The following is a 26,533-nucleotide window of genomic DNA, read 5'->3' as shown; positions in this document are numbered from 1 at the left end:
TCGGTGTTCCAGGGCAGCAACCAACGGTTGTTGTCCGGGAACCACATAGTGGACGCAAGCAGCATGATCTAACAACACCCTTTATACTTTGACGGACCGTTTGAAGTCGTGTCCGTCCAGGTGCTGGTGTGGTGTAAGTTATCGGCCTATTAGTACCGGTCAGCTTCACGGGTCTTTAGTCCCCGCTTCCACATCCGGCCTATCAACCCAGTGGTCTGGCTGGGGGCCTCTCACACACAAGGTGTATGGAAATCTCATCTCGAAGCGGGCTTCCCGCTTAGATGCTTTCAGCGGTTATCCCATCCGAACGTAGCTAATCAGCGGTGCACTTGGCAGTACAACTGACACACCAGAGGTTCGTCCGTCCCGGTCCTCTCGTACTAAGGACAGCCCTTCTCAAATTTCCTGCGCGCGCAGCGGATAGGGACCGAACTGTCTCACGACGTTCTAAACCCAGCTCGCGTACCGCTTTAATGGGCGAACAGCCCAACCCTTGGGACCTACTCCAGCCCCAGGATGCGACGAGCCGACATCGAGGTGCCAAACCATGCCGTCGATATGGACTCTTGGGCAAGATCAGCCTGTTATCCCCGAGGTACCTTTTATCCGTTGAGCGACGGCCATTCCACAATGTACCGCCGGATCACTAGTCCCGACTTTCGTCCCTGCTCGAGATGTCTCTCTCACAGTCAAGCTCCCTTGTGCACTTACACTCGACACCTGATTGCCAACCAGGCTGAGGGAACCTTTGGGCGCCTCCGTTACTCTTTAGGAGGCAACCGCCCCAGTTAAACTACCCATCAGGCACTGTCCCTGACCCGGATTACGGGCCGAAGTTAGATATCCAGTATGACCAGAGTGGTATTTCAACGATGACTCCACCCGAACTGGCGTCCGGGTCTCACAGTCTCCCACCTATCCTACACAAGCCACACCGAACACCAATACCAAACTATAGTAAAGGTCTCGGGGTCTTTCCGTCCTGCTGCGCGTAACGAGCATCTTTACTCGTACTGCAATTTCGCCGAGTTTATGGTTGAGACAGCGGGGAAGTCGTTACTCCATTCGTGCAGGTCGGAACTTACCCGACAAGGAATTTCGCTACCTTAGGATGGTTATAGTTACCACCGCCGTTTACTGGGGCTTAAATTCCCAGCTTCGCCCGTAAGGGCTAACCGGTCCTCTTAACCTTCCAGCACCGGGCAGGAGTCAGTCCGTATACATCGTCTTGCGACTTCGCACGGACCTGTGTTTTTAGTAAACAGTCGCTTCCCCCTGGTCTCTGCGGCCCCGATCCCCTCCGGACAGCAAGTGTCCATCAAGGTTGGGGCCCCCCTTCTCCCGAAGTTACGGGGGCATTTTGCCGAGTTCCTTAACCATAATTCTCTCGATCGCCTTAGTATTCTCTACCTGATCACCTGTGTCGGTTTGGGGTACGGGCGGCTGGAACCTCGCGCCGATGCTTTTCTAGGCAGCATAGGATCACCGGATCCCCCCGTGAGGGGGTCCCGTCGGATCTCAGGTTCGTCATCAAAGACACCGTGACGGATTTACCTATCACGGACCCTACGTCCTTAGACCAGGTCTACCATCGCCTGGCCCGGCTACCTTCCTGCGTCACACCTGTTAATACGCTTACCTCCCAGGATCAGGTCCCGTGCTCGGCCAAAACCCTCACACCACAAGGGTGATCGGGCAGGCTCCGGACGGTTAGTGTCCCCTGCTTGGTATGGGCGGTTCTTCGCCGGTACGGGAATATCAACCCGTTGTCCATCGACTACGCCTGTCGGCCTCGCCTTAGGTCCCGACTTACCCAGGGCAGATTAGCTTGACCCTGGAACCCTTGATCATTCGGCGGACGGGTTTCTCACCCGTCTTTCGCTACTCATGCCTGCATTCTCACTCGTGTAGGCTCCACCACTGGTTTACACCGCAGCTTCACTGCCCACACGACGCTCCCCTACCACTCCAGACGACTGAACCACGAAGGCTTATCTATATCTGAAATCCACAACTTCGGCGGTGTACTTGAGCCCCGCTACATTGTCGGCGCGGAATCACTTGACCAGTGAGCTATTACGCACTCTTTCAAGGGTGGCTGCTTCTAAGCCAACCTCCTGGTTGTCTGGGCAACTCCACATCCTTTCCCACTTAGCACACGCTTAGGGGCCTTAGTTGGTGGTCTGGGCTGTTTCCCTCTCGACTATGAAGCTTATCCCCCACAGTCTCACTGCTGCGCTCTCACTTACCGGCATTCGGAGTTTGGCTGACGTCAGTAACCTTGTAGGGCCCATTAGCCATCCAGTAGCTCTACCTCCGGTAAGAAACACGCAACGCTGCACCTAAATGCATTTCGGGGAGAACCAGCTATCACGGAGTTTGATTGGCCTTTCACCCCTACCCACAGCTCATCCCCTCCATTTTCAACTGAAGTGGGTTCGGTCCTCCACGACGTCTTACCGTCGCTTCAACCTGGCCATGGGTAGATCACTCCGCTTCGGGTCTAGATCACGCCACTGCATCGCCCTATTCAGACTCGCTTTCGCTACGGCTTCCCCTCACGGGTTAACCTCGCGACGTAACACTAACTCGCAGGCTCATTCTTCAAAAGGCACGCTGTCACAGCAATCAGAGCTGCTCCAACGGTTTGTAGGCACACGGTTTCAGGTACTATTTCACTCCCCTCCCGGGGTACTTTTCACCTTTCCCTCACGGTACTTGTCCGCTATCGGTCATCAGGGAGTATTTAGGCTTACCAGGTGGTCCTGGCAGATTCGCACGGGATTTCTCGGGCCCCGTGCTACTTGGGATCCTCTCCAAGCGGCAGCATGCATTCCGGTTACGGGGCTAACACCCTCTACGGCCCGGCTTTCAAACCGGTTCACCTATACATCTGCACTCACTTCACCGATCCGGCAGAATCGGTACGGAAAGTCCCGCAACCCCAGTGATGCAACGCCCGCCGGCTATCACACACCACTGGTTTAGCCTCTTCCGCGTTCGCTCGCCACTACTAACGGAATCACTGTTGTTTTCTCTTCCTGTGGGTACTGAGATGTTTCACTTCCCCACGTTCCCTCCACGCACCCTATGTGTTCAGATGCGGGTCACCCGGTCACTCGCGCGCCGGGCGGGGTTTCCCCATTCGGACATCCTGGGATCAAAGTTCGGTTATCAACTCCCCCAGGCTTATCGCAGATTCCTACGTCCTTCTTCGGCTCCTGATGCCAAGGCATCCACCGTGTGCCCTTAAAAACTTGACCACAAAAGATCAATTTATTATCGCTATCGAGAAAACCACGGTCTCACCAGGCACCCTGTAAGGGGCACCCGGATCTACCAGGTTTTTCTGAAATTGCACTTAATATTTTAAGATGCTCGCGTCCACTATGTAGTTCTCAAACAACAACCCCGTCACACCCGTCCCCGCACCCGGCAACCCCGCAAGGGACTGCCAACGACACGGTTCCGGCCTGCGCAGGAACAAACAGAAACAAACCGGCAAACCCGCGGTACCTCCCCTTGGAAAGGAGAAGACCCGGGTGCCTGTTGCTTCAGGACCCAACAGTGTGCCAAACGACTAACCGGTCTTACCAGGGCCGCAGAGGAGGTTCCAGGAACCCTCCAAGGAGGGAACGTACTGATCCGTTGCGGCCGGCATGCCGGCGCCTATCCATTGATATTCCACCCTTGAGCACCCACCGGAGAACATATGTCTCCGATATGGGCATCTCCTGCAAAGCACACATCCAACACTGTGGAAGGACATGGTCTTCGAGGTGCTCCTTAGAAAGGAGGTGATCCAGCCGCACCTTCCGGTACGGCTACCTTGTTACGACTTAGTCCCAATCGCCGGTCCCACCTTCGACGGCTCCCTCCCACAAGGGGTTAGGCCACCGGCTTCGGGTGTTACCAACTTTCGTGACTTGACGGGCGGTGTGTACAAGGCCCGGGAACGTATTCACCGCAGCGTTGCTGATCTGCGATTACTAGCGACTCCAACTTCATGAGGTCGAGTTGCAGACCTCAATCCGAACTGAGACCGGCTTTTTGGGATTAGCTCCACCTCACAGTATCGCAACCCTTTGTACCGGCCATTGTAGCATGCGTGAAGCCCAAGACATAAGGGGCATGATGATTTGACGTCGTCCCCACCTTCCTCCGAGTTGACCCCGGCAGTCTCCTATGAGTCCCCGCCATAACGCGCTGGCAACATAGAACGAGGGTTGCGCTCGTTGCGGGACTTAACCCAACATCTCACGACACGAGCTGACGACAACCATGCACCACCTGTAAACCGGCCACAAGTGGGGGACCTGTTTCCAGGCCTTTCCGGTTCATGTCAAGCCTTGGTAAGGTTCTTCGCGTTGCATCGAATTAATCCGCATGCTCCGCCGCTTGTGCGGGCCCCCGTCAATTCCTTTGAGTTTTAGCCTTGCGGCCGTACTCCCCAGGCGGGGCACTTAATGCGTTAGCTACGGCGCGGAAAACGTGGAATGTCCCCCACACCTAGTGCCCAACGTTTACGGCATGGACTACCAGGGTATCTAATCCTGTTCGCTCCCCATGCTTTCGCTCCTCAGCGTCAGTTAATGCCCAGAGACCTGCCTTCGCCATCGGTGTTCCTCCTGATATCTGCGCATTTCACCGCTACACCAGGAATTCCAGTCTCCCCTACATCACTCTAGTCTGCCCGTACCCACTGCAGACCCGGGGTTGAGCCCCGGGCTTTCACAGCAGACGCGACAAACCGCCTACGAGCTCTTTACGCCCAATAATTCCGGATAACGCTTGCGCCCTACGTATTACCGCGGCTGCTGGCACGTAGTTAGCCGGCGCTTCTTCTGCAGGTACCGTCACTTTCGCTTCTTCCCTGCTGAAAGAGGTTTACAACCCGAAGGCATTCGTCCCTCACGCGGCGTCGCTGCATCAGGCTTCCGCCCATTGTGCAATATTCCCCACTGCTGCCTCCCGTAGGAGTCTGGGCCGTGTCTCAGTCCCAGTGTGGCCGGTCACCCTCTCAGGCCGGCTACCCGTCGTCGCCTTGGTGGGCCATTACCCCAACCAACAAGCTGATAGGCCGCGAGTCCATCCAAAACCGCATAAAGCTTTCCACGGACCGCCATGCGGTGGTCCGTTGTATCCGGTATTAGACCCGGTTTCCCAGGCTTATCCCGAAGTCAGGGGCAGGTTACTCACGTGTTACTCACCCGTTCGCCACTAATCATTCTGTGCAAGCACAGAAGTCATCGTTCGACTTGCATGTGTTAAGCACGCCGCCAGCGTTCATCCTGAGCCAGGATCAAACTCTCCGTAAATGTGTTACAGACACAGTGCCGAAGCCAAGGAAAATTGGCTGCAGACACTGCACTAAATTCGAAACCGGCTAAAAAAACCGTCCCGTACCCACGGGGTGGGCGGAAACGGCCTGTTCAACCAATCAAAATAAATTGGTATCAATAAACTTGGCACACTATTGAGTTCTCAAACAACAGACGCAATCCGAAGATACTCGGGAAAACAATGTTTTCCTTTTCTTCTTCGCTGCAATGTTTTATATCTTATTCCATTCCGGCGTTATTTGCAATTCGCGGTTTCCCTTGTCGGGAGCCCGTGAGATGCGTTTTACGCCGTTCCGGACCCAGCATCCAACGGAGTCTTTTCCACCGGCCCTGCAAAGGGCGCGCACTGGTTGGACTCTGTTTTTTGTTGGGGTTTGGCCGCCATGCTCGGGCGCTTTTCCAGCGTCCCGGCCGCGGCGACTTAGAAAAACTTTACACACGTTTGCCCCCAGCTGCAAATCGAGGCCAGGGGGTTGGAGCCGGCCCCTTACGATTGCCGGCTCCAGCCGCCATTTGCGCTTTTCGTCCGCTTAGCTATGGCGCCGCCGGTACGACCCCAGGACCAATAGGGATCCGGCGAGCATTGCACTTCCGGCTGCTCCCACCATGGCTGCGGTGTCTTCCGCCCCTGTCCGCGGAAGCCGTTCGGTTACCGGCACCGGCGCGTATTCATTGATAACCTCAGCCGCCACCTCCTGCCCCGGCAGGATAGTTACCTCCGCCGTACCTGACGATTCCACGGTCACGTCCTCATTGGCGCCGGATGCCGGCTCCGTAACCCGACACACCGTTCCCGCCGGGATGCCGTCGTACCGCTGGGTGAAGGTATCCGCCGAAGTCCCCTCGGGGATAACGAAGATCTCGTCGATCAGTCCGTTACCGCACTGGATGTGAAGCACGACTTCGTCCTGCAGGCCGGCTCCGGAGCCGCTGATGGTCTTGGCGACTACAAGGCTGCCCGGGTTGAACTCAACCGTGTTGGTCACGGCGAGGACATTTTCCCCCTCAGCGATAGTCACCGGATCCGAGACTGTCGGAGTCACCGTCACCTCGGTATTGGATCCCGTGACCGGTTCGGTGACGGAGCACACTGTACCCACCGGAAGATCAACAATCGTTTCGCTGACGGGAGCTGTGGTTCCTGCGGGGATTTCAAAGCTAAACAGCCCCGCTGCACCACAGTCGACAGTGAGCGCGATTGCACCTTGGCGACCTGCGGCTTCCCCTGCAAAGGTTTTGTTCACCACGAGGTCTCCCGGCACAAAGAACTCCGCGGTCGCCTCGGCAGTCGCTTCCAACGCTGTGGTCGCGGCGAGGATGAGGGGCTGCGCGTTGTCCAACAGCGGATCGCCCTGGTCGTAGAGGTAGACGTTGCCGGTCTGGACCGTGACGGAAGCGCGGGCGCTAAGGACCCCCGGAGCGGTTGAACCCGGGGGGCCGGCCACCCAGATCTGCGCTCCCGAAAGGACTGTGCTTCCGGTCGGGATGGGGACGGTCCCCGCAGCATCGGCAAACATGGTGTACCCGGCAGGCACGGAAACGGTAACCTCCGCTGCTCCTTCCGACGCGACCGTAAACGGGCCCGCCACGCCTCCCGCTGGACCCGCAGCAACCGGTGGGGTGACGGTGACATTCGGCGGGGGCGGTTCCACCAAGGGTCCGTTGGCCTGTGCGTCGGCGACGATCGCCTCAACCGCGGGCCTGATGACCGTCTCCGTAGTATTGACCAGGTATCCGTCGGTGAAGTACCAGATCGCACCCTGCACCGCCGCAGCCTGCTGATTGACGGTTAAGCCCGCAGGCGCTGCGGGATTCGCAGGATAATAGTTGTTCAGGATGTAATTTACGTAGCCGATGTTGGCTACGTTGGCTTCCTCCCAGGCCCCCTGAACGTAGCCGATGCCGACCATGGTCTCCACCGCTGTGTCGATGCAGTACATCTGCCCGGTCCCGCCACCGGCATCCTCAGTCAAAATGATGCCCGCGAACCGGCCGGTCACAGGCACTCCCACTGGGTTGTCCTCTGGATACGGTGCCAAGGGATCCGGCGGGGTGGGATTGTCAGCCACGAACGCCTGTACCCTTTGGGCGGGCCCGAGGTCGGTAGTCACGACTTCCGCATTGATGCCGGCTACCGGCGCCGGATCATTCGGGTCCGGCTCTGCCCAGGAGGCATTCGCGGGTGCCGCGAACGGTGCCAGCAGCAGCACAGCAGCGGCCGCGACGCCTAAAAGAGACCTGCGTATCCGGCGCTCGGGCCCCGGCTGGCGCCGCGGGCCGGATGGAAAGTAATGATGGCTCATAGGGGTCTCCTGCTTCTATCCCTGGGGATGACTCGCGAGTGACCATGCCGAAACAAGTTCGGCCTGTGCTGGGCACAGTATGTGGAATCCGAGGCCGGGTGTAGTGAAAACCGCCATATTCGTAGAAAGAGGTCTCGGGGTCTTGCCGTCGGCAGCGCTGGAGCGAACTTCAGCAGCAATCGCCACCGCTAACTAGCTGCGCCGCCGTCGCGAGGTTCCAAGAACCAGGACCGATCCGGCGAGTACTGCAGCGCCGGCCACAGCGCCCAGCACCGTGGCGCCGTCGGCCCCGGTGCGCGGGAGCCGTTCGGTTACCGGCACCGGCGCGTATTCATTGATAACCTCAGCCGCCACCTCCTGCCCCGGCAGGATAGTTACCTCCGCCGTACCTGACGATTCCACGGTCACGTCCTCATTGGCGCCGGATGCCGGCTCCGTAACCCGACACACCGTTCCCGCCGGGATGCCGTCGTACCGCTGGGTGAAGGTATCCGCCGAAGTCCCCTCGGGGATAACGAAGATCTCGTCGATCAGTCCGTTACCGCACTGGATGTGAAGCACGACTTCGTCCTGCAGGCCGGCTCCGGAGCCGCTGATGGTCTTGGCGACTACAAGGCTGCCCGGGTTGAACTCAACCGTGTTGGTCACGGCGAGGACATTTTCCCCCTCAGCGATAGTCACCGGATCTGAGAACGTAGGCGTAACCGTCACCTCCGTGGTGGACCCGGCAACCTCTTCCGTCACCAAACAGACCGTTCCAACCGGAAGGTCGGTAACCGTTTCGGTGACCGGCGTTGTTGCCCCGGCCGGGATTTCGAAGACGAAGGCCCCTATAGGACCGCAGTCCATGGTGAGGACAATGGCGCCCTGGCTGCCGACTGCCTCTCCGGCAAAGGCCTTATTTACCGTCAGGTCTCCGGCGACGAAGAACTCCGCCGTTGCCTGGGCGTTGGATTCAATCTCGGCATTGGCCGCCAGGATCAGCTTTTGCGCCTCAGTCACGTCGGGATTGTTGCCAGTGTAGAGGTAGACATTGCCAGTCTCTACGGGTACTACGGCGCTGGCTGTGATGACAGCCGGGTCCGTTGTCTGCGCTGCGCTCCGTACCCAGACCTGGGTACCGGACGCGACCGGGTTCACAAGCGGAACGGTCCCTGCGGGGTCCGTGAACAAAGTGAATCCAGCAGGAGCCTCCACGGTCAGGGCCGCCCCGCCGCCGGCGCTGATAGTAAACGGTCCCGTCACGCCGTCCACGGGTCCGGCGGCCACAGGCGGATCAATAGTCACGTCCGGAGCAGGCGGTTCCGTGAGTGGCCCGACGGCCAGAACAGCGTCGATAATCCCCTGGGTCAGCGGGCGGAGCGGGTCAATGTCCTGCAGGACGAAGCCGTCGCTGAAGAACCAGATTGCTGCCTGGACCGCTGCGGCACGAATACTGTCATTCGCTGCTTCGGCAGGAAGGCCCGGCTGATCAGGGTAATAGCTGTTCAGGACCCGGTTCACGTATCCCACATTCGGGACATTCGCTTCGCCCCACGTACCGCTCTCATAGCCCAGCCCGGAGTAGGTGGAGGTACGGATGTCGATGCAGTACATTTCCTGCGTGTTCCCCTCAGCGTCTGCAGTGAGGATGGTGCCGGCGAATGAAGGATTGTCTGCTTCGTAATTGGCTGGTACGTCCGGTGGATAAGTACTGATATCAAATGTCTCCCCAACGGGAGGTAGTCCTCCAGTTGCTGCCGTCCCTACCCCCGTGCCTGTCATCGTGATTTCGACCTCGGCAGTGGGAACAGCGGTACCTGGCTGCGGTCCGGAGAAAACCGCCTGCGCAGGCAACGCCGTCACCACCAACGCGGCCAGCAGTGCACCCACCAGACCAAATAATGTCCTCAGATACCTCCGCTGCCTTCTGGCCCTCCCCCGGTTCCCCCCAGACTGTGTATGTGCTCCACTCCGGCTCATAAGGTCCCGCCTTCTCTCGCTGGCTTACTGAGACGGGCAGCTGCAGTAGAAACCAGCTCAAAGCCGGCAAACGCTCGCCCCGAAGTCGCGACGGTATATGCCGGCATACGTGCTTGTAAGGGTAAGAGTGATCCAGCGCGGTCGGAGACCGAAAACAGTACGGCCGGGCCATTGAGGATGGACAACGCCAAGGCATGCCGTATAGATGGGGCGCCTGCTCCAGGCACCGCGGCCCTTACTAAACCCTGCGGGTTAAACAGGAAGAGCCCGTACCAACACTGGTACGGGCTCAACCTTCAATTATTGTCCGGCGGTGACCTACTCTCCCACATCCTCCCGGATGCAGTACCATCGGCGCTGTGGGTCTTAGCTTCCGGGTTCGGAATGGGACCGGGCGTTTCCCCCACGCTATGACCGCCGTAACCCTTCTACCCGCACCACACACCCGCTGAAAACAGGGTATGCGTGGGGAAAACAATGGTTACAACACGTCCCGGAACCACCTCGCAATGAGGGGTGCCGGCAGTGCGGTAAATTGTGAACCCGCCCCTGGACAAGGGGGCAAGGATTCGGTGTTCCAGGGCAGCAACCAACGGTTGTTGTCCGGGAACCACATAGTGGACGCAAGCAGCATGATCTAACAACACCCTTTATACTTTGACGGACCGTTTGAAGTCGTGTCCGTCCAGGTGCTGGTGTGGTGTAAGTTATCGGCCTATTAGTACCGGTCAGCTTCACGGGTCTTTAGTCCCCGCTTCCACATCCGGCCTATCAACCCAGTGGTCTGGCTGGGGGCCTCTCACACACAAGGTGTATGGAAATCTCATCTCGAAGCGGGCTTCCCGCTTAGATGCTTTCAGCGGTTATCCCATCCGAACGTAGCTAATCAGCGGTGCACTTGGCAGTACAACTGACACACCAGAGGTTCGTCCGTCCCGGTCCTCTCGTACTAAGGACAGCCCTTCTCAAATTTCCTGCGCGCGCAGCGGATAGGGACCGAACTGTCTCACGACGTTCTAAACCCAGCTCGCGTACCGCTTTAATGGGCGAACAGCCCAACCCTTGGGACCTACTCCAGCCCCAGGATGCGACGAGCCGACATCGAGGTGCCAAACCATGCCGTCGATATGGACTCTTGGGCAAGATCAGCCTGTTATCCCCGAGGTACCTTTTATCCGTTGAGCGACGGCCATTCCACAATGTACCGCCGGATCACTAGTCCCGACTTTCGTCCCTGCTCGAGATGTCTCTCTCACAGTCAAGCTCCCTTGTGCACTTACACTCGACACCTGATTGCCAACCAGGCTGAGGGAACCTTTGGGCGCCTCCGTTACTCTTTAGGAGGCAACCGCCCCAGTTAAACTACCCATCAGGCACTGTCCCTGACCCGGATTACGGGCCGAAGTTAGATATCCAGTATGACCAGAGTGGTATTTCAACGATGACTCCACCCGAACTGGCGTCCGGGTCTCACAGTCTCCCACCTATCCTACACAAGCCACACCGAACACCAATACCAAACTATAGTAAAGGTCTCGGGGTCTTTCCGTCCTGCTGCGCGTAACGAGCATCTTTACTCGTACTGCAATTTCGCCGAGTTTATGGTTGAGACAGCGGGGAAGTCGTTACTCCATTCGTGCAGGTCGGAACTTACCCGACAAGGAATTTCGCTACCTTAGGATGGTTATAGTTACCACCGCCGTTTACTGGGGCTTAAATTCCCAGCTTCGCCCGTAAGGGCTAACCGGTCCTCTTAACCTTCCAGCACCGGGCAGGAGTCAGTCCGTATACATCGTCTTGCGACTTCGCACGGACCTGTGTTTTTAGTAAACAGTCGCTTCCCCCTGGTCTCTGCGGCCCCGATCCCCTCCGGACAGCAAGTGTCCATCAAGGTTGGGGCCCCCCTTCTCCCGAAGTTACGGGGGCATTTTGCCGAGTTCCTTAACCATAATTCTCTCGATCGCCTTAGTATTCTCTACCTGATCACCTGTGTCGGTTTGGGGTACGGGCGGCTGGAACCTCGCGCCGATGCTTTTCTAGGCAGCATAGGATCACCGGATCCCCCCGTGAGGGGGTCCCGTCGGATCTCAGGTTCGTCATCAAAGACACCGTGACGGATTTACCTATCACGGACCCTACGTCCTTAGACCAGGTCTACCATCGCCTGGCCCGGCTACCTTCCTGCGTCACACCTGTTAATACGCTTACCTCCCAGGATCAGGTCCCGTGCTCGGCCAAAACCCTCACACCACAAGGGTGATCGGGCAGGCTCCGGACGGTTAGTGTCCCCTGCTTGGTATGGGCGGTTCTTCGCCGGTACGGGAATATCAACCCGTTGTCCATCGACTACGCCTGTCGGCCTCGCCTTAGGTCCCGACTTACCCAGGGCAGATTAGCTTGACCCTGGAACCCTTGATCATTCGGCGGACGGGTTTCTCACCCGTCTTTCGCTACTCATGCCTGCATTCTCACTCGTGTAGGCTCCACCACTGGTTTACACCGCAGCTTCACTGCCCACACGACGCTCCCCTACCACTCCAGACGACTGAACCACGAAGGCTTATCTATATCTGAAATCCACAACTTCGGCGGTGTACTTGAGCCCCGCTACATTGTCGGCGCGGAATCACTTGACCAGTGAGCTATTACGCACTCTTTCAAGGGTGGCTGCTTCTAAGCCAACCTCCTGGTTGTCTGGGCAACTCCACATCCTTTCCCACTTAGCACACGCTTAGGGGCCTTAGTTGGTGGTCTGGGCTGTTTCCCTCTCGACTATGAAGCTTATCCCCCACAGTCTCACTGCTGCGCTCTCACTTACCGGCATTCGGAGTTTGGCTGACGTCAGTAACCTTGTAGGGCCCATTAGCCATCCAGTAGCTCTACCTCCGGTAAGAAACACGCAACGCTGCACCTAAATGCATTTCGGGGAGAACCAGCTATCACGGAGTTTGATTGGCCTTTCACCCCTACCCACAGCTCATCCCCTCCATTTTCAACTGAAGTGGGTTCGGTCCTCCACGACGTCTTACCGTCGCTTCAACCTGGCCATGGGTAGATCACTCCGCTTCGGGTCTAGATCACGCCACTGCATCGCCCTATTCAGACTCGCTTTCGCTACGGCTTCCCCTCACGGGTTAACCTCGCGACGTAACACTAACTCGCAGGCTCATTCTTCAAAAGGCACGCTGTCACAGCAATCAGAGCTGCTCCAACGGTTTGTAGGCACACGGTTTCAGGTACTATTTCACTCCCCTCCCGGGGTACTTTTCACCTTTCCCTCACGGTACTTGTCCGCTATCGGTCATCAGGGAGTATTTAGGCTTACCAGGTGGTCCTGGCAGATTCGCACGGGATTTCTCGGGCCCCGTGCTACTTGGGATCCTCTCCAAGCGGCAGCATGCATTCCGGTTACGGGGCTAACACCCTCTACGGCCCGGCTTTCAAACCGGTTCACCTATACATCTGCACTCACTTCACCGATCCGGCAGAATCGGTACGGAAAGTCCCGCAACCCCAGTGATGCAACGCCCGCCGGCTATCACACACCACTGGTTTAGCCTCTTCCGCGTTCGCTCGCCACTACTAACGGAATCACTGTTGTTTTCTCTTCCTGTGGGTACTGAGATGTTTCACTTCCCCACGTTCCCTCCACGCACCCTATGTGTTCAGATGCGGGTCACCCGGTCACTCGCGCGCCGGGCGGGGTTTCCCCATTCGGACATCCTGGGATCAAAGTTCGGTTATCAACTCCCCCAGGCTTATCGCAGATTCCTACGTCCTTCTTCGGCTCCTGATGCCAAGGCATCCACCGTGTGCCCTTAAAAACTTGACCACAAAAGATCAATTTATTATCGCTATCGAGAAAACCACGGTCTCACCAGGCACCCTGTAAGGGGCACCCGGATCTACCAGGTTTTTCTGAAATTGCACTTAATATTTTAAGATGCTCGCGTCCACTATGTAGTTCTCAAACAACAACCCCGTCACACCCGTCCCCGCACCCGGCAACCCCGCAAGGGACTGCCAACGACACGGTTCCGGCCTGCGCAGGAACAAACAGAAACAAACCGGCAAACCCGCGGTACCTCCCCTTGGAAAGGAGAAGACCCGGGTGCCTGTTGCTTCAGGACCCAACAGTGTGCCAAACGACTAACCGGTCTTACCAGGGCCGCAGAGGAGGTTCCAGGAACCCTCCAAGGAGGGAACGTACTGATCCGTTGCGGCCGGCATGCCGGCGCCTATCCATTGATATTCCACCCTTGAGCACCCACCGGAGAACATATGTCTCCGATATGGGCATCTCCTGCAAAGCACACATCCAACACTGTGGAAGGACATGGTCTTCGAGGTGCTCCTTAGAAAGGAGGTGATCCAGCCGCACCTTCCGGTACGGCTACCTTGTTACGACTTAGTCCCAATCGCCGGTCCCACCTTCGACGGCTCCCTCCCACAAGGGGTTAGGCCACCGGCTTCGGGTGTTACCAACTTTCGTGACTTGACGGGCGGTGTGTACAAGGCCCGGGAACGTATTCACCGCAGCGTTGCTGATCTGCGATTACTAGCGACTCCAACTTCATGAGGTCGAGTTGCAGACCTCAATCCGAACTGAGACCGGCTTTTTGGGATTAGCTCCACCTCACAGTATCGCAACCCTTTGTACCGGCCATTGTAGCATGCGTGAAGCCCAAGACATAAGGGGCATGATGATTTGACGTCGTCCCCACCTTCCTCCGAGTTGACCCCGGCAGTCTCCTATGAGTCCCCGCCATAACGCGCTGGCAACATAGAACGAGGGTTGCGCTCGTTGCGGGACTTAACCCAACATCTCACGACACGAGCTGACGACAACCATGCACCACCTGTAAACCGGCCACAAGTGGGGGACCTGTTTCCAGGCCTTTCCGGTTCATGTCAAGCCTTGGTAAGGTTCTTCGCGTTGCATCGAATTAATCCGCATGCTCCGCCGCTTGTGCGGGCCCCCGTCAATTCCTTTGAGTTTTAGCCTTGCGGCCGTACTCCCCAGGCGGGGCACTTAATGCGTTAGCTACGGCGCGGAAAACGTGGAATGTCCCCCACACCTAGTGCCCAACGTTTACGGCATGGACTACCAGGGTATCTAATCCTGTTCGCTCCCCATGCTTTCGCTCCTCAGCGTCAGTTAATGCCCAGAGACCTGCCTTCGCCATCGGTGTTCCTCCTGATATCTGCGCATTTCACCGCTACACCAGGAATTCCAGTCTCCCCTACATCACTCTAGTCTGCCCGTACCCACTGCAGACCCGGGGTTGAGCCCCGGGCTTTCACAGCAGACGCGACAAACCGCCTACGAGCTCTTTACGCCCAATAATTCCGGATAACGCTTGCGCCCTACGTATTACCGCGGCTGCTGGCACGTAGTTAGCCGGCGCTTCTTCTGCAGGTACCGTCACTTTCGCTTCTTCCCTGCTGAAAGAGGTTTACAACCCGAAGGCATTCGTCCCTCACGCGGCGTCGCTGCATCAGGCTTCCGCCCATTGTGCAATATTCCCCACTGCTGCCTCCCGTAGGAGTCTGGGCCGTGTCTCAGTCCCAGTGTGGCCGGTCACCCTCTCAGGCCGGCTACCCGTCGTCGCCTTGGTGGGCCATTACCCCAACCAACAAGCTGATAGGCCGCGAGTCCATCCAAAACCGCATAAAGCTTTCCACGGACCGCCATGCGGTGGTCCGTTGTATCCGGTATTAGACCCGGTTTCCCAGGCTTATCCCGAAGTCAGGGGCAGGTTACTCACGTGTTACTCACCCGTTCGCCACTAATCATTCTGTGCAAGCACAGAAGTCATCGTTCGACTTGCATGTGTTAAGCACGCCGCCAGCGTTCATCCTGAGCCAGGATCAAACTCTCCGTAAATGTGTTACAGACACAGTGCCGAAGCCAAGGAAAATTGGCTGCAGACACTGCACTAAATTCGAAACCGGCTAAAAAAACCGTCCCATACCCACGGGGTGGGCGGAAACGGCCTGTTCAACCAATCAAAATAAATTGGTATCAATAAACTTGGCACACTATTGAGTTCTCAAACAACAGACTGCTTCCGGCACCAGCAGGCGATCCTCAAGGGGATCTAAGCTCTGCGTCGCTCCGGAGCAACTTTTCTATCTTAGCCACACTGCCCGGTGGGTGTCAATTCGGCCGTTGGTCCGTCCGGCGAACCGGCGGGAAGCTAGTTCCCGGACCCACGGCTGAAGGTTGAAACCCGTGGGATCCGGTCTCCTGGTTCAATGTCCAGGATCTCGTTTCCCTCGATCAGCGCGGGTATTAACTCTAGCACGGTTTTGAGGCGGCTATGCACCCGTGCAGGCCCGGTCTCTTTCTAGGAGGCCGGGCCTGCGGGAGATGCTTACGGCTTGGGAACCAGGTACAGCACGCCAAGCGGAGGAACGGTCAGCGTGGCGGATGCCGGCTGGCCGTTGCAGGCACCTTCAACGGCGTGCACTACGCCCATGTTTCCTACCCCGGAACCGCCGAACTCCGCGGCGTCGGTATTCAGCGCCTCCACCCATTCCCCGGCCCACGGCATTCCCAGCCGGAAGTCCTGGTGCGGGGCGCCGGCGAAGTTGGCCACGCAGACCACCGGATTTCCCTGGTGGTCCCAGCGGATGAACGAAAGGACATTGCGGGCGCCGTCGTTCTCGTTGATCCATTGGAAGCCTGCGGGCTCGTTGTCCCGGGCGGACAGTGCAGGCGTGTTGCGGTAGATCTCGTTGAGCTGCCGGACCATCAGCTGGACACCCTTATGCTGCGGGGTGTCGGTCAGGTACCAATCCAACCCGTACTGCTCCGACCATTCCGCTTCCTGGCCGAATTCGGTGCCCATGAAGATCAGCTGCTTACCGGGGTGCGCCCACTGGAACGCCAGGTAGGCGCGCAGATTGGCCAGCTGCTGCCACCGGTCACCGGGCATCTTGCGCAGCAGGGAGCCCTTGCCGTGCACCACTTCGTCATGGCTGATGGGCAGCAGGAAGTTCTCCGTGTACGCGTAGACCAAGGAGAAGGTCAGCTGGGCATGGTGGTAGACCCGGTTGATCGGGTCCTCGGACATGTACTGGAGGGTGTCATGCATCCAGCCCATGTTCCATTTGAGCCCGAAGCCAAGCCCGCCGGTGCTGGTAGGACGGGTGACGCCGGGGAAGGCAGTGGATTCCTCGGCGATCATCACAATGCCGGGCACCCGCTTATAGGCGGTCGCGTTGACTTCCTGGAGGAAGGAGATCGCTTCCAGGTTTTCCCGTCCGCCGTGAACGTTGGGGGTCCACTGGCCTTCCGGCCGTGAGTAGTCCAGGTACAGCATCGATGCCACGGCATCCACCCGGAGTCCGTCCACGTGGAACTCTTCGAGCCAGTAGATCGCATTCGCGACAAGGAAGTTGCGTACTTCCCGGCGGCCGAAGTCGAAGACAAGGGTTCCCCAGTCCAGCTGCTCGCCGCGGAACGGGTCGCCGTGCTCGTAGAGCGTCTGGCCGTCGAACTTTGCCAGTGCCCAGGGGTCCTTGGGGAAATGGGCCGGAACCCAGTCCAGAATGACGCCGATGCCGGCCTGGTGCAGCCGGTCCACGAGGTAGCGGAATTCGTCCGGATGCCCGAACCGAGCGGTGGGGGCAAAGTAGGAGGTCACCTGGTAACCCCAAGAGCCGCCGAAGGGGTGCTCGGCTACGGGCATCAGTTCCACATGGGTGAAGCCCTGCCACTGGACGTATTCGGCCAGCTGGTCGGCCATTTCCCGGTAGTTCAGTCCCAGGCGCCAGGAACCCAGGTGCACCTCGTACACGCTCATGGGCGAATTGTGCGGATCCCGGGAGGCCCGGGTCTCCATCCACTCGGCATCGCCGAACTCATAGGTGGACTCGACGACGCGTGACCCGGTCAGCGGCGGCACCTCGGTGCCCTTGGCCATGGGATCGGCCTTTTCCCGCCAGACGCCGTCGCTGCCGAGGATTTCATACTTGTAGCGGGCACCCGGTTCGACGCCGGGCAGGAAGATTTCCCAGACGCCGGAGCTGCCGAGGGAACGCATCGCGTTGATGGTGCCGTCCCAGCCGTTGAAATCGCCCTTGACCCGCACCGAGCGTGCATTGGGGGCCCAGACTGCGAAGCTGACGCCGGAAATGTCGCCCAGCACGGAATCGTAGTGGTGCAGGTTCGCGCCGAGGACTGTCCACAGGTTTTCGTGCCGGCCTTCACCAATCAGGTGCAGGTCAATGTCGCCCAAGGTCGGGAGGAACCGGTACGGATCGTCGAACAGCTGGGGCTCATCGCCGTCGTACGTCACCTCCACCCGGTAATCCGGAACGGTGCCCGGTGTCGAAGCCGGAAGGGTTCCTACCCAGATGCCGTTGTACTCGTGCTGCAGCGGCACACGGCTGTCAGGGGTCACGACCACGACTTCGCGCGCCAGCGGGCGCAGGGTTCGAATGGTGACCATGGTTCCGGAGTCGTCCGGGTGCGCACCCAGGACTGCATGCGGCTGGTAGTAGCGGCCTTCGGAAACGGCCTGCAGCACGTCCTCGGCAACGGGGATCGGATCGGTGGAGACGGGCACGTCGGGCACCTGGGGCTCTGCGGTGGCGGATGTGGACCGCGACTTGCGTGGCTTATTCACTGTGCTCTCTTCCTTGCTGCCGTCTTGGCGTGCTGCGTCGTCGGCCTTCATGAGAATGGACCGGGCGGCGGCAGCGGGCACGCTGATCCAGCGCGGACGGTTTCTCATCTCGTAGACAACTTCGTACAGCGCCTTGTCCAGCCACAGGGCCAGGAACAGCGGGTCACTGCGGTTGATGGTGGTGCCGGTTTCCTTCTCATACCCCCGCAGGAAAGCATCGGCCGCGGCAGCTGCCCACCGGCGGGCCGATTCGCTTCGCCGCTGGACGGCCTCTTCAGGCTCTTCTGCGCCGTCCGCACCATCAATCAGCGCGACGCCGGCGGCGTAGTCGATCGAGCGCAGCATGCCGACGACGTCGCGCAGCGGCGCATCGGGGACACTGCGTTCGGCAGCGGGCCGCAGCGGCTCGCCCTCGAAGTCAAGGACGATCCAGCCCCGATCCGGAACCCGCAGGACCTGGCCGAGGTGGTAGTCGGCGTGGATGCGCTGCAGGTTGGGCAGTGTCCGGAGGTTGCGAACCTGTTCCAGCAGGTACTCCACGGCATCATCGAACGGCCCGACGACGTCCCGTGCTTCCGCCCACGCCCAACGGATCCTGGAGCTGAGGGACTCAAGGAACTCTGTGCGTTCTATGGCGCTGGGAGGCCTGCTGCCGAATGCTGCCGCCAGCTGCTGGTGGATGCGGCCGGTGGCGGCGCCCAGTTCCTCGGCCTCCGCGGTGAAATCCCGGCCGGCAAGGGCAGCCGAGGATGCGGTCCGCCAGGCGTCTTCGCTGCCGGGGAAGAATTCCCGCAGCACGGACAGGTGCCCGGTCAGCAGTTTCTCGCCGGACTCGTCCGCCGGGTCCGTCCAGGAACCGGTCACCCAGCCGTAGGTGGCCGGAACGTCCACCGAGCCGACTTCGGTCAGCCGTGCACTGACTTCGACGTCCGGACTCTCGCCGGCGGCCACCACGCGGTAGAACTTCACGATCAACGGTGCTTCAGGGGCCTGCACAATCACGGAGGTGTTGGACTGTTCACCCGTCAGGACCTTGGTGGGCAGCGGCGCCCGGAACGGCTCCCAGTCGGCGAAGCCGTCCAGGGCAAAGCCGTGCGTGTGCCCGTCCAGGGACGAAGCCTGGGAACGCATCAGTTCCAGCCAGGCGGTGACGAAGACCGGGTCGGCCGTCGCGTCGTACAGCCACCGCTCCCCCAGGTCTTCCTGGTGCGCCCGGCCCAGCAGTGCGGCTTCCAGCTCGGGGGCCGGCGCCGTCCGGTAGCTTACCGGCACGCTGATGACGTCCCGGCGGTCCCCGGAGACGACGGCGATGAGGTGGACTTCAAGTCCGACCTCGCCGGCTGGATCCTCGAGCCGGATCCCGCCGACCCTTTCCAGCAGGACTTCGCGGCCCTTTGCAGGGAACCAGCGTTGCCCGGGGAGCCAGGACGTCAGCATTTCGGGCAGGGACGGCGTCAACGGGCTCATCTCCGTGCCGCCTCCGAGATCGGAATCATGGGAATGGCTTCGGTCTGGGGCGACGACGTGTCCGACTTCACCGACCGCAGGCGCAGCCAGTAGAAGTCGTGGCTGCCCAGGGTCAGCGTCAGGGCACCGTCTTCTCCGATGGTGGGGAAGAGCGTGCCGCCGAAAGCATCCCGCAGTCCGCGGTTGGCGAACTCCGGCAGCTTCATGGACGCGGAGATGGGGTGCTGGGAAAGGTTGAAGATACACAGCACTGTCTCGCCCACCTCGCCCTCCGGGTTGTTGTCCGGCAGTTCGCGCACAAAGGCCAGGGCTGCTTCGGCATCGGTCGGCACGTTGCGGTAGGAACCCAGGCCGAAGGCCGGGTGGGCGCGGCGGACCATGATCATCTGCCGGATCCAGTGCAGCAGCGAGCTCGAGCTGGCCAGCTGCGCTTCCACATTGACGTGGTTGTAGTGGTAAACCAGCGACTGCACCACCGGCAGGTACAGCTTGCCGGGATCGGCGGTGGAGAATCCGGCATTGCGGTCCGGGTTCCACTGCATGGGTGTGCGGGAGGAATCGCGGTCTTCCAGCCAGATGTTGTCCCCCATGCCCAGCTCATCGCCGTAGTACAGGAACGGGCTGCCCGGCAGGGCCAGCAGCATCGCGTGGATCAACTCGATTTCCGACCGCGAATTGTCCAGCAGCGGAGCCAGCCGGCGTCGGATGCCGATGTTGGCCCGCATGCGGGAATCCGGGGCGTACCAGCCGAGCATCGCCTGGCGCTCTTCATTGGTGACCATTTCCAGCGTCAGCTCGTCATGGTTGCGCAGGAAGGTTCCCCACTGTGCGCCGGCCGGAATCTCCGGGGTCTCTTCCATTGTCTGGATGATCGGAGCGGCCTTCTGGTCCCGCAGCGCGTAGAACAGGCGCGGCATGATCGGGAAGTGGAAGCACATGTGGCACTCGTCGCCGGTTTCGTCACCGAAGTACTCCACCACTTCGTGCGGCATCTGGTTAGCCTCGGCGATGATGACGCGGCCCGGGTAGTTCTCGTCGACCATGGTGCGCAGGTCCTTGAGGAACCGGTGCGTGGCCGGGAGGTTTTCACAGTTCGTGCCGTCCTCTTCGAAGAGGTACGGGATCGCGTCGGCCCGGAATCCGTCGATGCCCTGGTCCAGCCAGAAGCGGACGACGTCGAAGATCGCCTCGACCACCTTGGGGTTTTCGAAGTTCAGGTCCGGCTGGTGGCTGAAGAACCGGTGCCAGAAGAACTGCCGGCGGACCGGGTCGAAGGACCAGTTCGATTCCTCGGTGTCCACGAAGATGATGCGGGCGTCTTCGTACTTCTGGTCCGTGTCGGACCAGACGTAGAAGTCCCCGTAAGGGCCGTCCGGGTCGCTGCGGGACTCCTCGAACCACGGGTGCTTGTCCGAGGTGTGGTTCAGCGGCAGGTCGATGATGACGCGCAGGCCGCGGGCGTGTGCTTCTGCAACCAGGCGCTTGAAGTCGCTGATGGTGCCGAATTCGTCGAGGACATCGTAATAGTCGGAGATGTCATAGCCGCCGTCGCGCAGCGGAGACTTGAAGAACGGCGGCAGCCACAGGCAATCGATGCCCAGCCACTGCAGGTAGTCCAGCTTTTCGATCAGGCCGCTGAAGTCACCTGATCCATCCCCGTTGGCGTCCGCGAAGCCGCGGACGAGTACCTCATAGAAAACGGCCTTGCGGTACCAATGAGGATCATTGGTCAAGCCGGGTGCGTGCAGTTGAAACGGGTTGGGCACTAGGAGTTCCTCCGAACTGACAGGATGTGCGCGGGTTCAAAGTGGGCGTCCAGGCGGACGTAATTGTGGGCTCCCCAGCGCCAGCTCTGGCCGCTGATCAGGTCATCCACCCAGAAGGTGCCGTCTTCGTTCAAATCCTGCGGGGCGAGGTGAAGCGCATCGAGGTCGAGCGTGACAGTGGATTCGCGGGCGCTGTGGGGGTCCACGTTAACCACAATAATGAGTGTGTCCCGGCTGGACGGATCGCCGGGACGGGTCTCTTTGTATTTGGAGTAGACCACGGTGCAGTCGTCGGTGCTGGAGTGCACCGTGAGGTTCTCGAGGTCCCCCAAAGCTGGATGGGTGCGGCGGATTTCGTTCAGCCGGGTGATGTACGGGGCGAGGCTGCGGCCTTCAGCTTCCGCTGCGGCGAAGTCCCGCTGCTTGTACTCGAACTTTTCGTTGTCGATGTATTCCTCGGCACCGGGCCGGGCGACGTGCTCAAACAGCTCGTAGCCGGCGTAGACGCCCCACAGCGGGCTGCCGGTGGCAGCCAGGACGGCGCGGATCTTGAAGGCTCCGGGGCCGCCGAACTGCAGGAATTCGGTGAGGATGTCCGGAGTGTTCACGAAGAAGTTGGGCCGGAAGAAGGCCGAAGACTCCCGGGACACCTCGGTGAAGTACTCCTCGATCTCCTCGCGGGTGTTCCGCCAGGTGAAGTAGCTGTAGGACTGCTGGAACCCGGCCTTGGCCAGTGCATGCATCATGGGCGGGCGGGTGAATGCTTCGGCCAGGAAGACCACGCCCGGGTACTCTGCGTTCACCGTGCCGATCAGCCATTCCCAGAACCGCAGCGGCTTGGTGTGGGGGTTGTCCACCCGGAAGATCTGCACCCCGTGGCTGATCCACAGCCGCACGATGCGCAGAATCTCCTGCGAGAGGCCCTCGTAGTCATTGTCGAAGTTCAGGGGATAGATGTCCTGGTACTTCTTCGGGGGGTTCTCGGCGTAGGCAATCGAACCGTCCACGCGGGTCGTGAACCATTCCGGATGGCTGGTCACCCAGGGGTGGTCCGGGGAGGCCTGCAGTGCGAGGTCAATGGCTACTTCCAGACCCAGTTCCCGGGCGCTGTCCACGAAGGCGTCGAAGTCCTCGAACGTTCCCAGATCGGGGTGGATGGCATCATGGCCGCCCTCGGGTGCGCCGATGGCCCAGGGCGAGCCGGGATCCTGCGGGCCGGCAACCAGGGTGTTGTTCGGCCCCTTGCGGTGCGTGGTGCCGATCGGATGGATGGGAGGCAGGTAAATGACGTCGAACTGCATGTCCGCAACGCGCTGCAGGCTGCGCGCAGCAGTGCGGAACGTCCCCGACGTCCACTCGCGGGTGGCCGGATCCCACTGCGCGCCTTCGGATCGGGGGAAGAATTCGTACCAGGCGCCGCGGCCGGCAAGCTCCCGCTCCACCAGAAGGGGGAAGCGGTCCGAGCTGGTGACCAGGTCGCGGATCGGATCGCGGTCGAGGATAGCGGTGACAGCTTCCGTTCCGGCTGCTGCAAGGCGTTCCTCGACCGGCATCCCGGTGTCTGCGAGCGCTGCCGCAGCGGCACGGAAGACCTCGGCGTCGGCGCCGCTGCGCTCGGCGGCAGCAGCGATGAACAGTTGGTGGCCTTCGGTGAGCATCAGCTCAACGTCGACTCCGGCGGCGATCTTCACCTCGGCGTTGTGGTGCCAGGTAGCGTAGACGTCCGCCCACCCCTCCACGGCAAAGCTCCAATGGCCCGTGCCGGCCGGGCGCAGCATGCCCTCCCAGCGGTCAAGCCCCAGGCCCACCGGGTGCATCCGGCTGCGGGCTACGACGATGCCTTCGGGGTCGTAGAGGACGGCACTGGCCCCTACCAGGTCATGTCCCTCGCGGAACACGGTGGCCCCGATAACGAGGTCCTCTCCGGGCACTGCTTTGGCGGGGAATCTCCCGTACTCCACTACGGGCGCCACATTGGTGATCGGAATCCGGCCAAACCGGAGATCCTTCGAGGGCAGGTCTTCTGGTGTCAACGCGCTGGATGTGCTCACAGACTAGACGTTATCGAGAATTCGGGCAGAATGCTAAGGCAACGTACTTTTATGGAATCGCCGCAGGTCGGCCATGGTTAGGCGGCGTTTTCAAGCCGCCTGGTATTTACCTGATTATTTGTCCGTCATTTTGGTTTATCCGATGCGTTAGTGCGCTAGCGTGACCGGGGTGAAGGCTATACGCAGATTTACCGTCCGAACCGTCCTGCCGTCCAGCATCGCCCCTTTGGGGAAGCTGGCCTCGAACCTGCGGTGGTCCTGGCACCAGCCGACGCTCAGGTTGTTTGAGAGCATCGACCCTGCTGCCTGGAAATCCAGCGGCGGGGACCCCGTGAAGCTGCTCGGCACCGTGAGCCGGGACAAGCTCGAGAGCATCGCGCAGGATGAGCACCTGGTCTCCGTAATCGCCGATCTCGGCGCCGACCTGGACAGATACCTCAACGAACCCCGCTGGTACCAGGGCCTGGGTGAGGACGCCCCGGCATCCATTGCGTACTTCTCCCCCGAATACGGCATCAGCGCCGTACTCCCCCAGTACTCCGGCGGCCTGGGGATCCTGGCCGGCGACCATCTGAAGGCCGCCTCCGATCTTGGAGTGCCGCTGGTTGCGGTGGGGCTGCTCTACAAGGCCGGGTATTTCAAGCAGGCACTCTCCCGCGACGGCTGGCAGCTGGAAACCTATCCCGTACTGGACCCCAATGCCCTGCCGTTGACCCTGCTGCGCGAGGAAGACGGCACCCCGGCGAAAATCACCCTGCCGCTCCCGGACAACCGCCAGCTTTCGGCACACATCTGGCGCGCCGACGTCGGGCGCGTACCCCTGCTGTTGCTGGACTCGGACGTCATCGGGAACGACGACGCCGCCCGCGGCATCACGGACCGCCTGTACGGAGGAGGCGGAGACCACCGGCTGCAGCAGGAACTGCTGCTGGGCATGGGCGGTGTCAAGGCCCTGCGCGTACACCAGCGGCTTACCGGGGCCCCGCCCGCCGAGGTCTTCCACAGCAACGAAGGCCATGCCGGCTTCCTGGGCGTAGAGCGCATCCGCGAACTGATGGACCAGGGCATGACCTGGGAGGAAGCGCTGACCGTCTCCCGCGCGTCGACGGTATTCACCACGCACACCCCGGTCCCGGCGGGCATCGACCGGTTCGAGCAAACACAGATCCGCCACTTCTTCACCGCGGGACTGGCGCAGTCCGTCCCCACCGACAAGATCCTGGCTCTGGGCGCGGAGAACTACGAGGGTGGAGATCCGGCCAAATTCAACATGGCAGTCATGGGCCTGCGGCTGGCCCAGCGGGCCAATGGCGTGGCCAAACTGCACGGCGAAGTCTCCCGGGAAATGTTCTCCGGCCTGTGGCCGGGCTTTGACGTGTCCGAAGTGCCGATCACATCCGTGACCAACGGCGTGCACGTCCCCACCTGGATCGATCCGGAGGTCACTGCCCTCGCCAGCGAAAAGTTCGGCGTCGCCACCGTGCATGACCGCGACTGGGGCAGGGCCTACGAGCTTGATGACAAGGATCTGTGGGACCTGCGGCGGAAGCTGCGCAGCAACCTGGTCCACGACGTCCGGCGCCGCGTCAAGCGTGCCTGGCGCCGGCGCGGTGCCTCTGACGCCGAGCTGGCCTGGACGCAGAACGTGCTGGATCCGGACGTGCTGACCATTGGCTTCGCCCGCCGGGTGCCCACCTACAAGCGGCTGACCCTGATGCTGCGGGACCCGGACCGCCTCAAGGCGCTGCTGCTGCATCCCACCCACCCCATCCAGGTAGTAGTGGCCGGCAAGTCCCACCCTGCCGATGAACAGGGCAAGAAAATGATCCAGGACCTGGTGCGCTTCACCGACGACCCTGAGGTCCGGCACCGGATCGTTTTCCTGCCCAACTACGACATCGCGATGGCGCAGACCCTGTTCCCCGGGTGTGACGTGTGGCTGAACAATCCGCTGCGCCCGCTGGAAGCCTCCGGCACCTCCGGCATGAAGTCGGCCATCAACGGCGGACTGAACCTCTCTATCCTCGACGGATGGTGGGACGAGATGTTCGACGGCAACAACGGGTGGGCCATTCCCTCCGCCAATCCCAGCAAGGGAACGCGGACCCGGGAGGTCTACACCGCGGACCAGCGGGACGACATTGAGGCAGCCGCGCTTTATGACCTGCTCGAGAACTCAGTTGGACCCATGTTCTACGGAACGGAGCCGCCGGCCGCGGCCGGCGCGGCCGGACCCTCGGATCCGCCTACTGATTCGCTGCCGCACGAGTGGCTGGAAATGGTCAAGCACACCCTGGCGGACCTGGGGCCGAATGTTTCCGCCTCGAGGATGCTCAAGGACTACGTGAACCGGCTGTACCGGCCCGCCAGTTCTTCCGGACGGTTCATGGCAGCGGACGGGTACACCGCTGCGAAGGAACTCGCCCTGTGGATCACGCGGGTGCGTGACGGGTGGTCCACCGTGCAGGTGGAGAACGTGGATTCCGTAGGCGTCAGCGAAAACCCGCAGATCGGCGACACCCTGACGGTGCAGGCCTACGTCTCCCTCGGCTCCCTTCGGCCGGAGGACGTCAGCGTGGAAGCCGCCTACGGCATGGTGACCGAGAATGACCGGATCAGCGAGCACCGCATCCAAGAGCTCGCGCCGACAGAAGACCTGGGGTCGGGCCGCCACCTGTTCACGGGCACCATCCGCATCGAGCAGGCCGGACCGTTCGGCTACACCGTCCGGGTGCTGCCGAGGCATTCCGGGCTGGCGTCGAAGGCTGAGTTGGGGTTGGTCGTTAACGCTTAGCCTGCCTTGGTGTCCGTTCCGGGCGTCTCGGTGTCCGCGCCGGGGCCGCGCCGGGCGTTCCGGAACGGCGGCAACGAAAATCCCCGCTCGCAGAGCTCGCGGGAATTATTAAAGCCGCCTAACCCGGAACGTCCGGAGCGTTGGTGCCGTTGTCACCTCACGCAGAACATCCGGGTCGCCGGCTCGGGTGCCGTTATCGCCTAACCCTGAAC

At 60.5% G+C, this 26,533-nt stretch carries 6 protein-coding genes and 5 rRNA genes; 1 reads left to right on the top strand and 10 read right to left on the bottom strand.

Annotated elements, in window-relative coordinates:
• Positions 1 to 128: 128 nt before the first annotated feature.
• The 10 genes from N2K99_RS02405 to N2K99_RS02360 all read right to left on the bottom strand — a co-directional run bounded on the left by N2K99_RS02405 (position 129) and on the right by N2K99_RS02360 (position 23,527).
• Positions 129 to 3,263: ribosomal RNA gene (locus tag N2K99_RS02405) — 23S ribosomal RNA — on the bottom strand.
• A gap of 527 nt (positions 3,264 to 3,790) precedes the next feature.
• Positions 3,791 to 5,318: ribosomal RNA gene (locus tag N2K99_RS02400) — 16S ribosomal RNA — on the bottom strand.
• Together the 16S and 23S rRNA genes form the textbook arrangement of a ribosomal RNA operon.
• A 554-nt stretch (positions 5,319 to 5,872) precedes the next feature.
• Positions 5,873 to 7,645, bottom strand: a complete 1,773-nt coding sequence (locus N2K99_RS02395) for a thioester domain-containing protein (RefSeq protein WP_260554717.1) — start codon at positions 7,643 to 7,645, stop codon at positions 5,873 to 5,875.
• Between the two features lie 192 nt (positions 7,646 to 7,837).
• Entirely contained in the window at positions 7,838 to 9,517 is a 1,680-nt protein-coding gene (locus tag N2K99_RS02390; RefSeq protein ID WP_227934809.1) for a thioester domain-containing protein, read from the bottom strand.
• A 395-nt stretch (positions 9,518 to 9,912) separates the two neighbouring features.
• Positions 9,913 to 10,029: ribosomal RNA gene (rrf, locus tag N2K99_RS02385) — 5S ribosomal RNA — on the bottom strand.
• A gap of 275 nt (positions 10,030 to 10,304) precedes the next feature.
• A 23S ribosomal RNA gene (locus N2K99_RS02380) occupies positions 10,305 to 13,439 on the bottom strand.
• A 527-nt stretch (positions 13,440 to 13,966) separates the two neighbouring features.
• Positions 13,967 to 15,494: ribosomal RNA gene (locus tag N2K99_RS02375) — 16S ribosomal RNA — on the bottom strand.
• Positions 15,495 to 15,984: 490 nt separating this feature from the next.
• The gene (gene glgB, locus N2K99_RS02370; protein WP_227934239.1) at positions 15,985 to 19,710 is read right to left on the bottom strand and encodes a 1,4-alpha-glucan branching protein GlgB; all 3,726 of its coding nucleotides are present in this window, start codon (positions 19,708 to 19,710) and stop codon (positions 15,985 to 15,987) included.
• Positions 19,707 to 21,476 carry a maltose alpha-D-glucosyltransferase gene (gene treS, locus N2K99_RS02365; RefSeq protein ID WP_227923772.1) on the bottom strand — a complete coding sequence of 590 codons (1,770 nt, stop codon included), beginning with the start codon at positions 21,474 to 21,476 and terminating at the stop codon, positions 19,707 to 19,709. The genes glgB and treS overlap by 4 nt, the downstream gene beginning before the upstream one ends.
• Positions 21,476 to 23,527 (bottom strand): alpha-1,4-glucan--maltose-1-phosphate maltosyltransferase, encoded by a 2,052-nt coding sequence (locus N2K99_RS02360; protein WP_227934238.1) that lies wholly within the window; start codon positions 23,525 to 23,527, stop codon positions 21,476 to 21,478. The genes treS and N2K99_RS02360 overlap by 1 nt, the downstream gene beginning before the upstream one ends.
• 169 nt (positions 23,528 to 23,696) lie before the next feature.
• Here N2K99_RS02360 and glgP point away from each other — a divergent pair, with 169 nt between their 5' ends.
• Positions 23,697 to 26,321, top strand: coding sequence for an alpha-glucan family phosphorylase (gene glgP / locus N2K99_RS02355; RefSeq protein WP_227923774.1), 2,625 nt, complete (start codon positions 23,697 to 23,699; stop codon positions 26,319 to 26,321).
• The last annotated feature ends 212 nt before the right edge of the window (positions 26,322 to 26,533 follow it).

Source organism: Arthrobacter sp. zg-Y1110, assembly GCF_025244865.1.
GTDB lineage: Bacteria > Actinomycetota > Actinomycetes > Actinomycetales > Micrococcaceae > Arthrobacter_B.
The sequence above is the reverse complement of the archived record's forward strand: the minus strand, read 5'-3'. Positions and strand labels throughout refer to the sequence as shown.

What these genes read in the sequence shown, in the direction of transcription:
- glgB (WP_227934239.1), bottom strand. Translation starts at nt 19,710, where the DNA reads ATGAGCCCGTTGACGCCGTCCCTGCCCGAAATGCTGACGTCCTGGCTC.
- N2K99_RS02395 (WP_260554717.1), bottom strand. Translation starts at nt 7,645, where the DNA reads ATGAGCCATCATTACTTTCCATCCGGCCCGCGGCGCCAGCCGGGGCCC.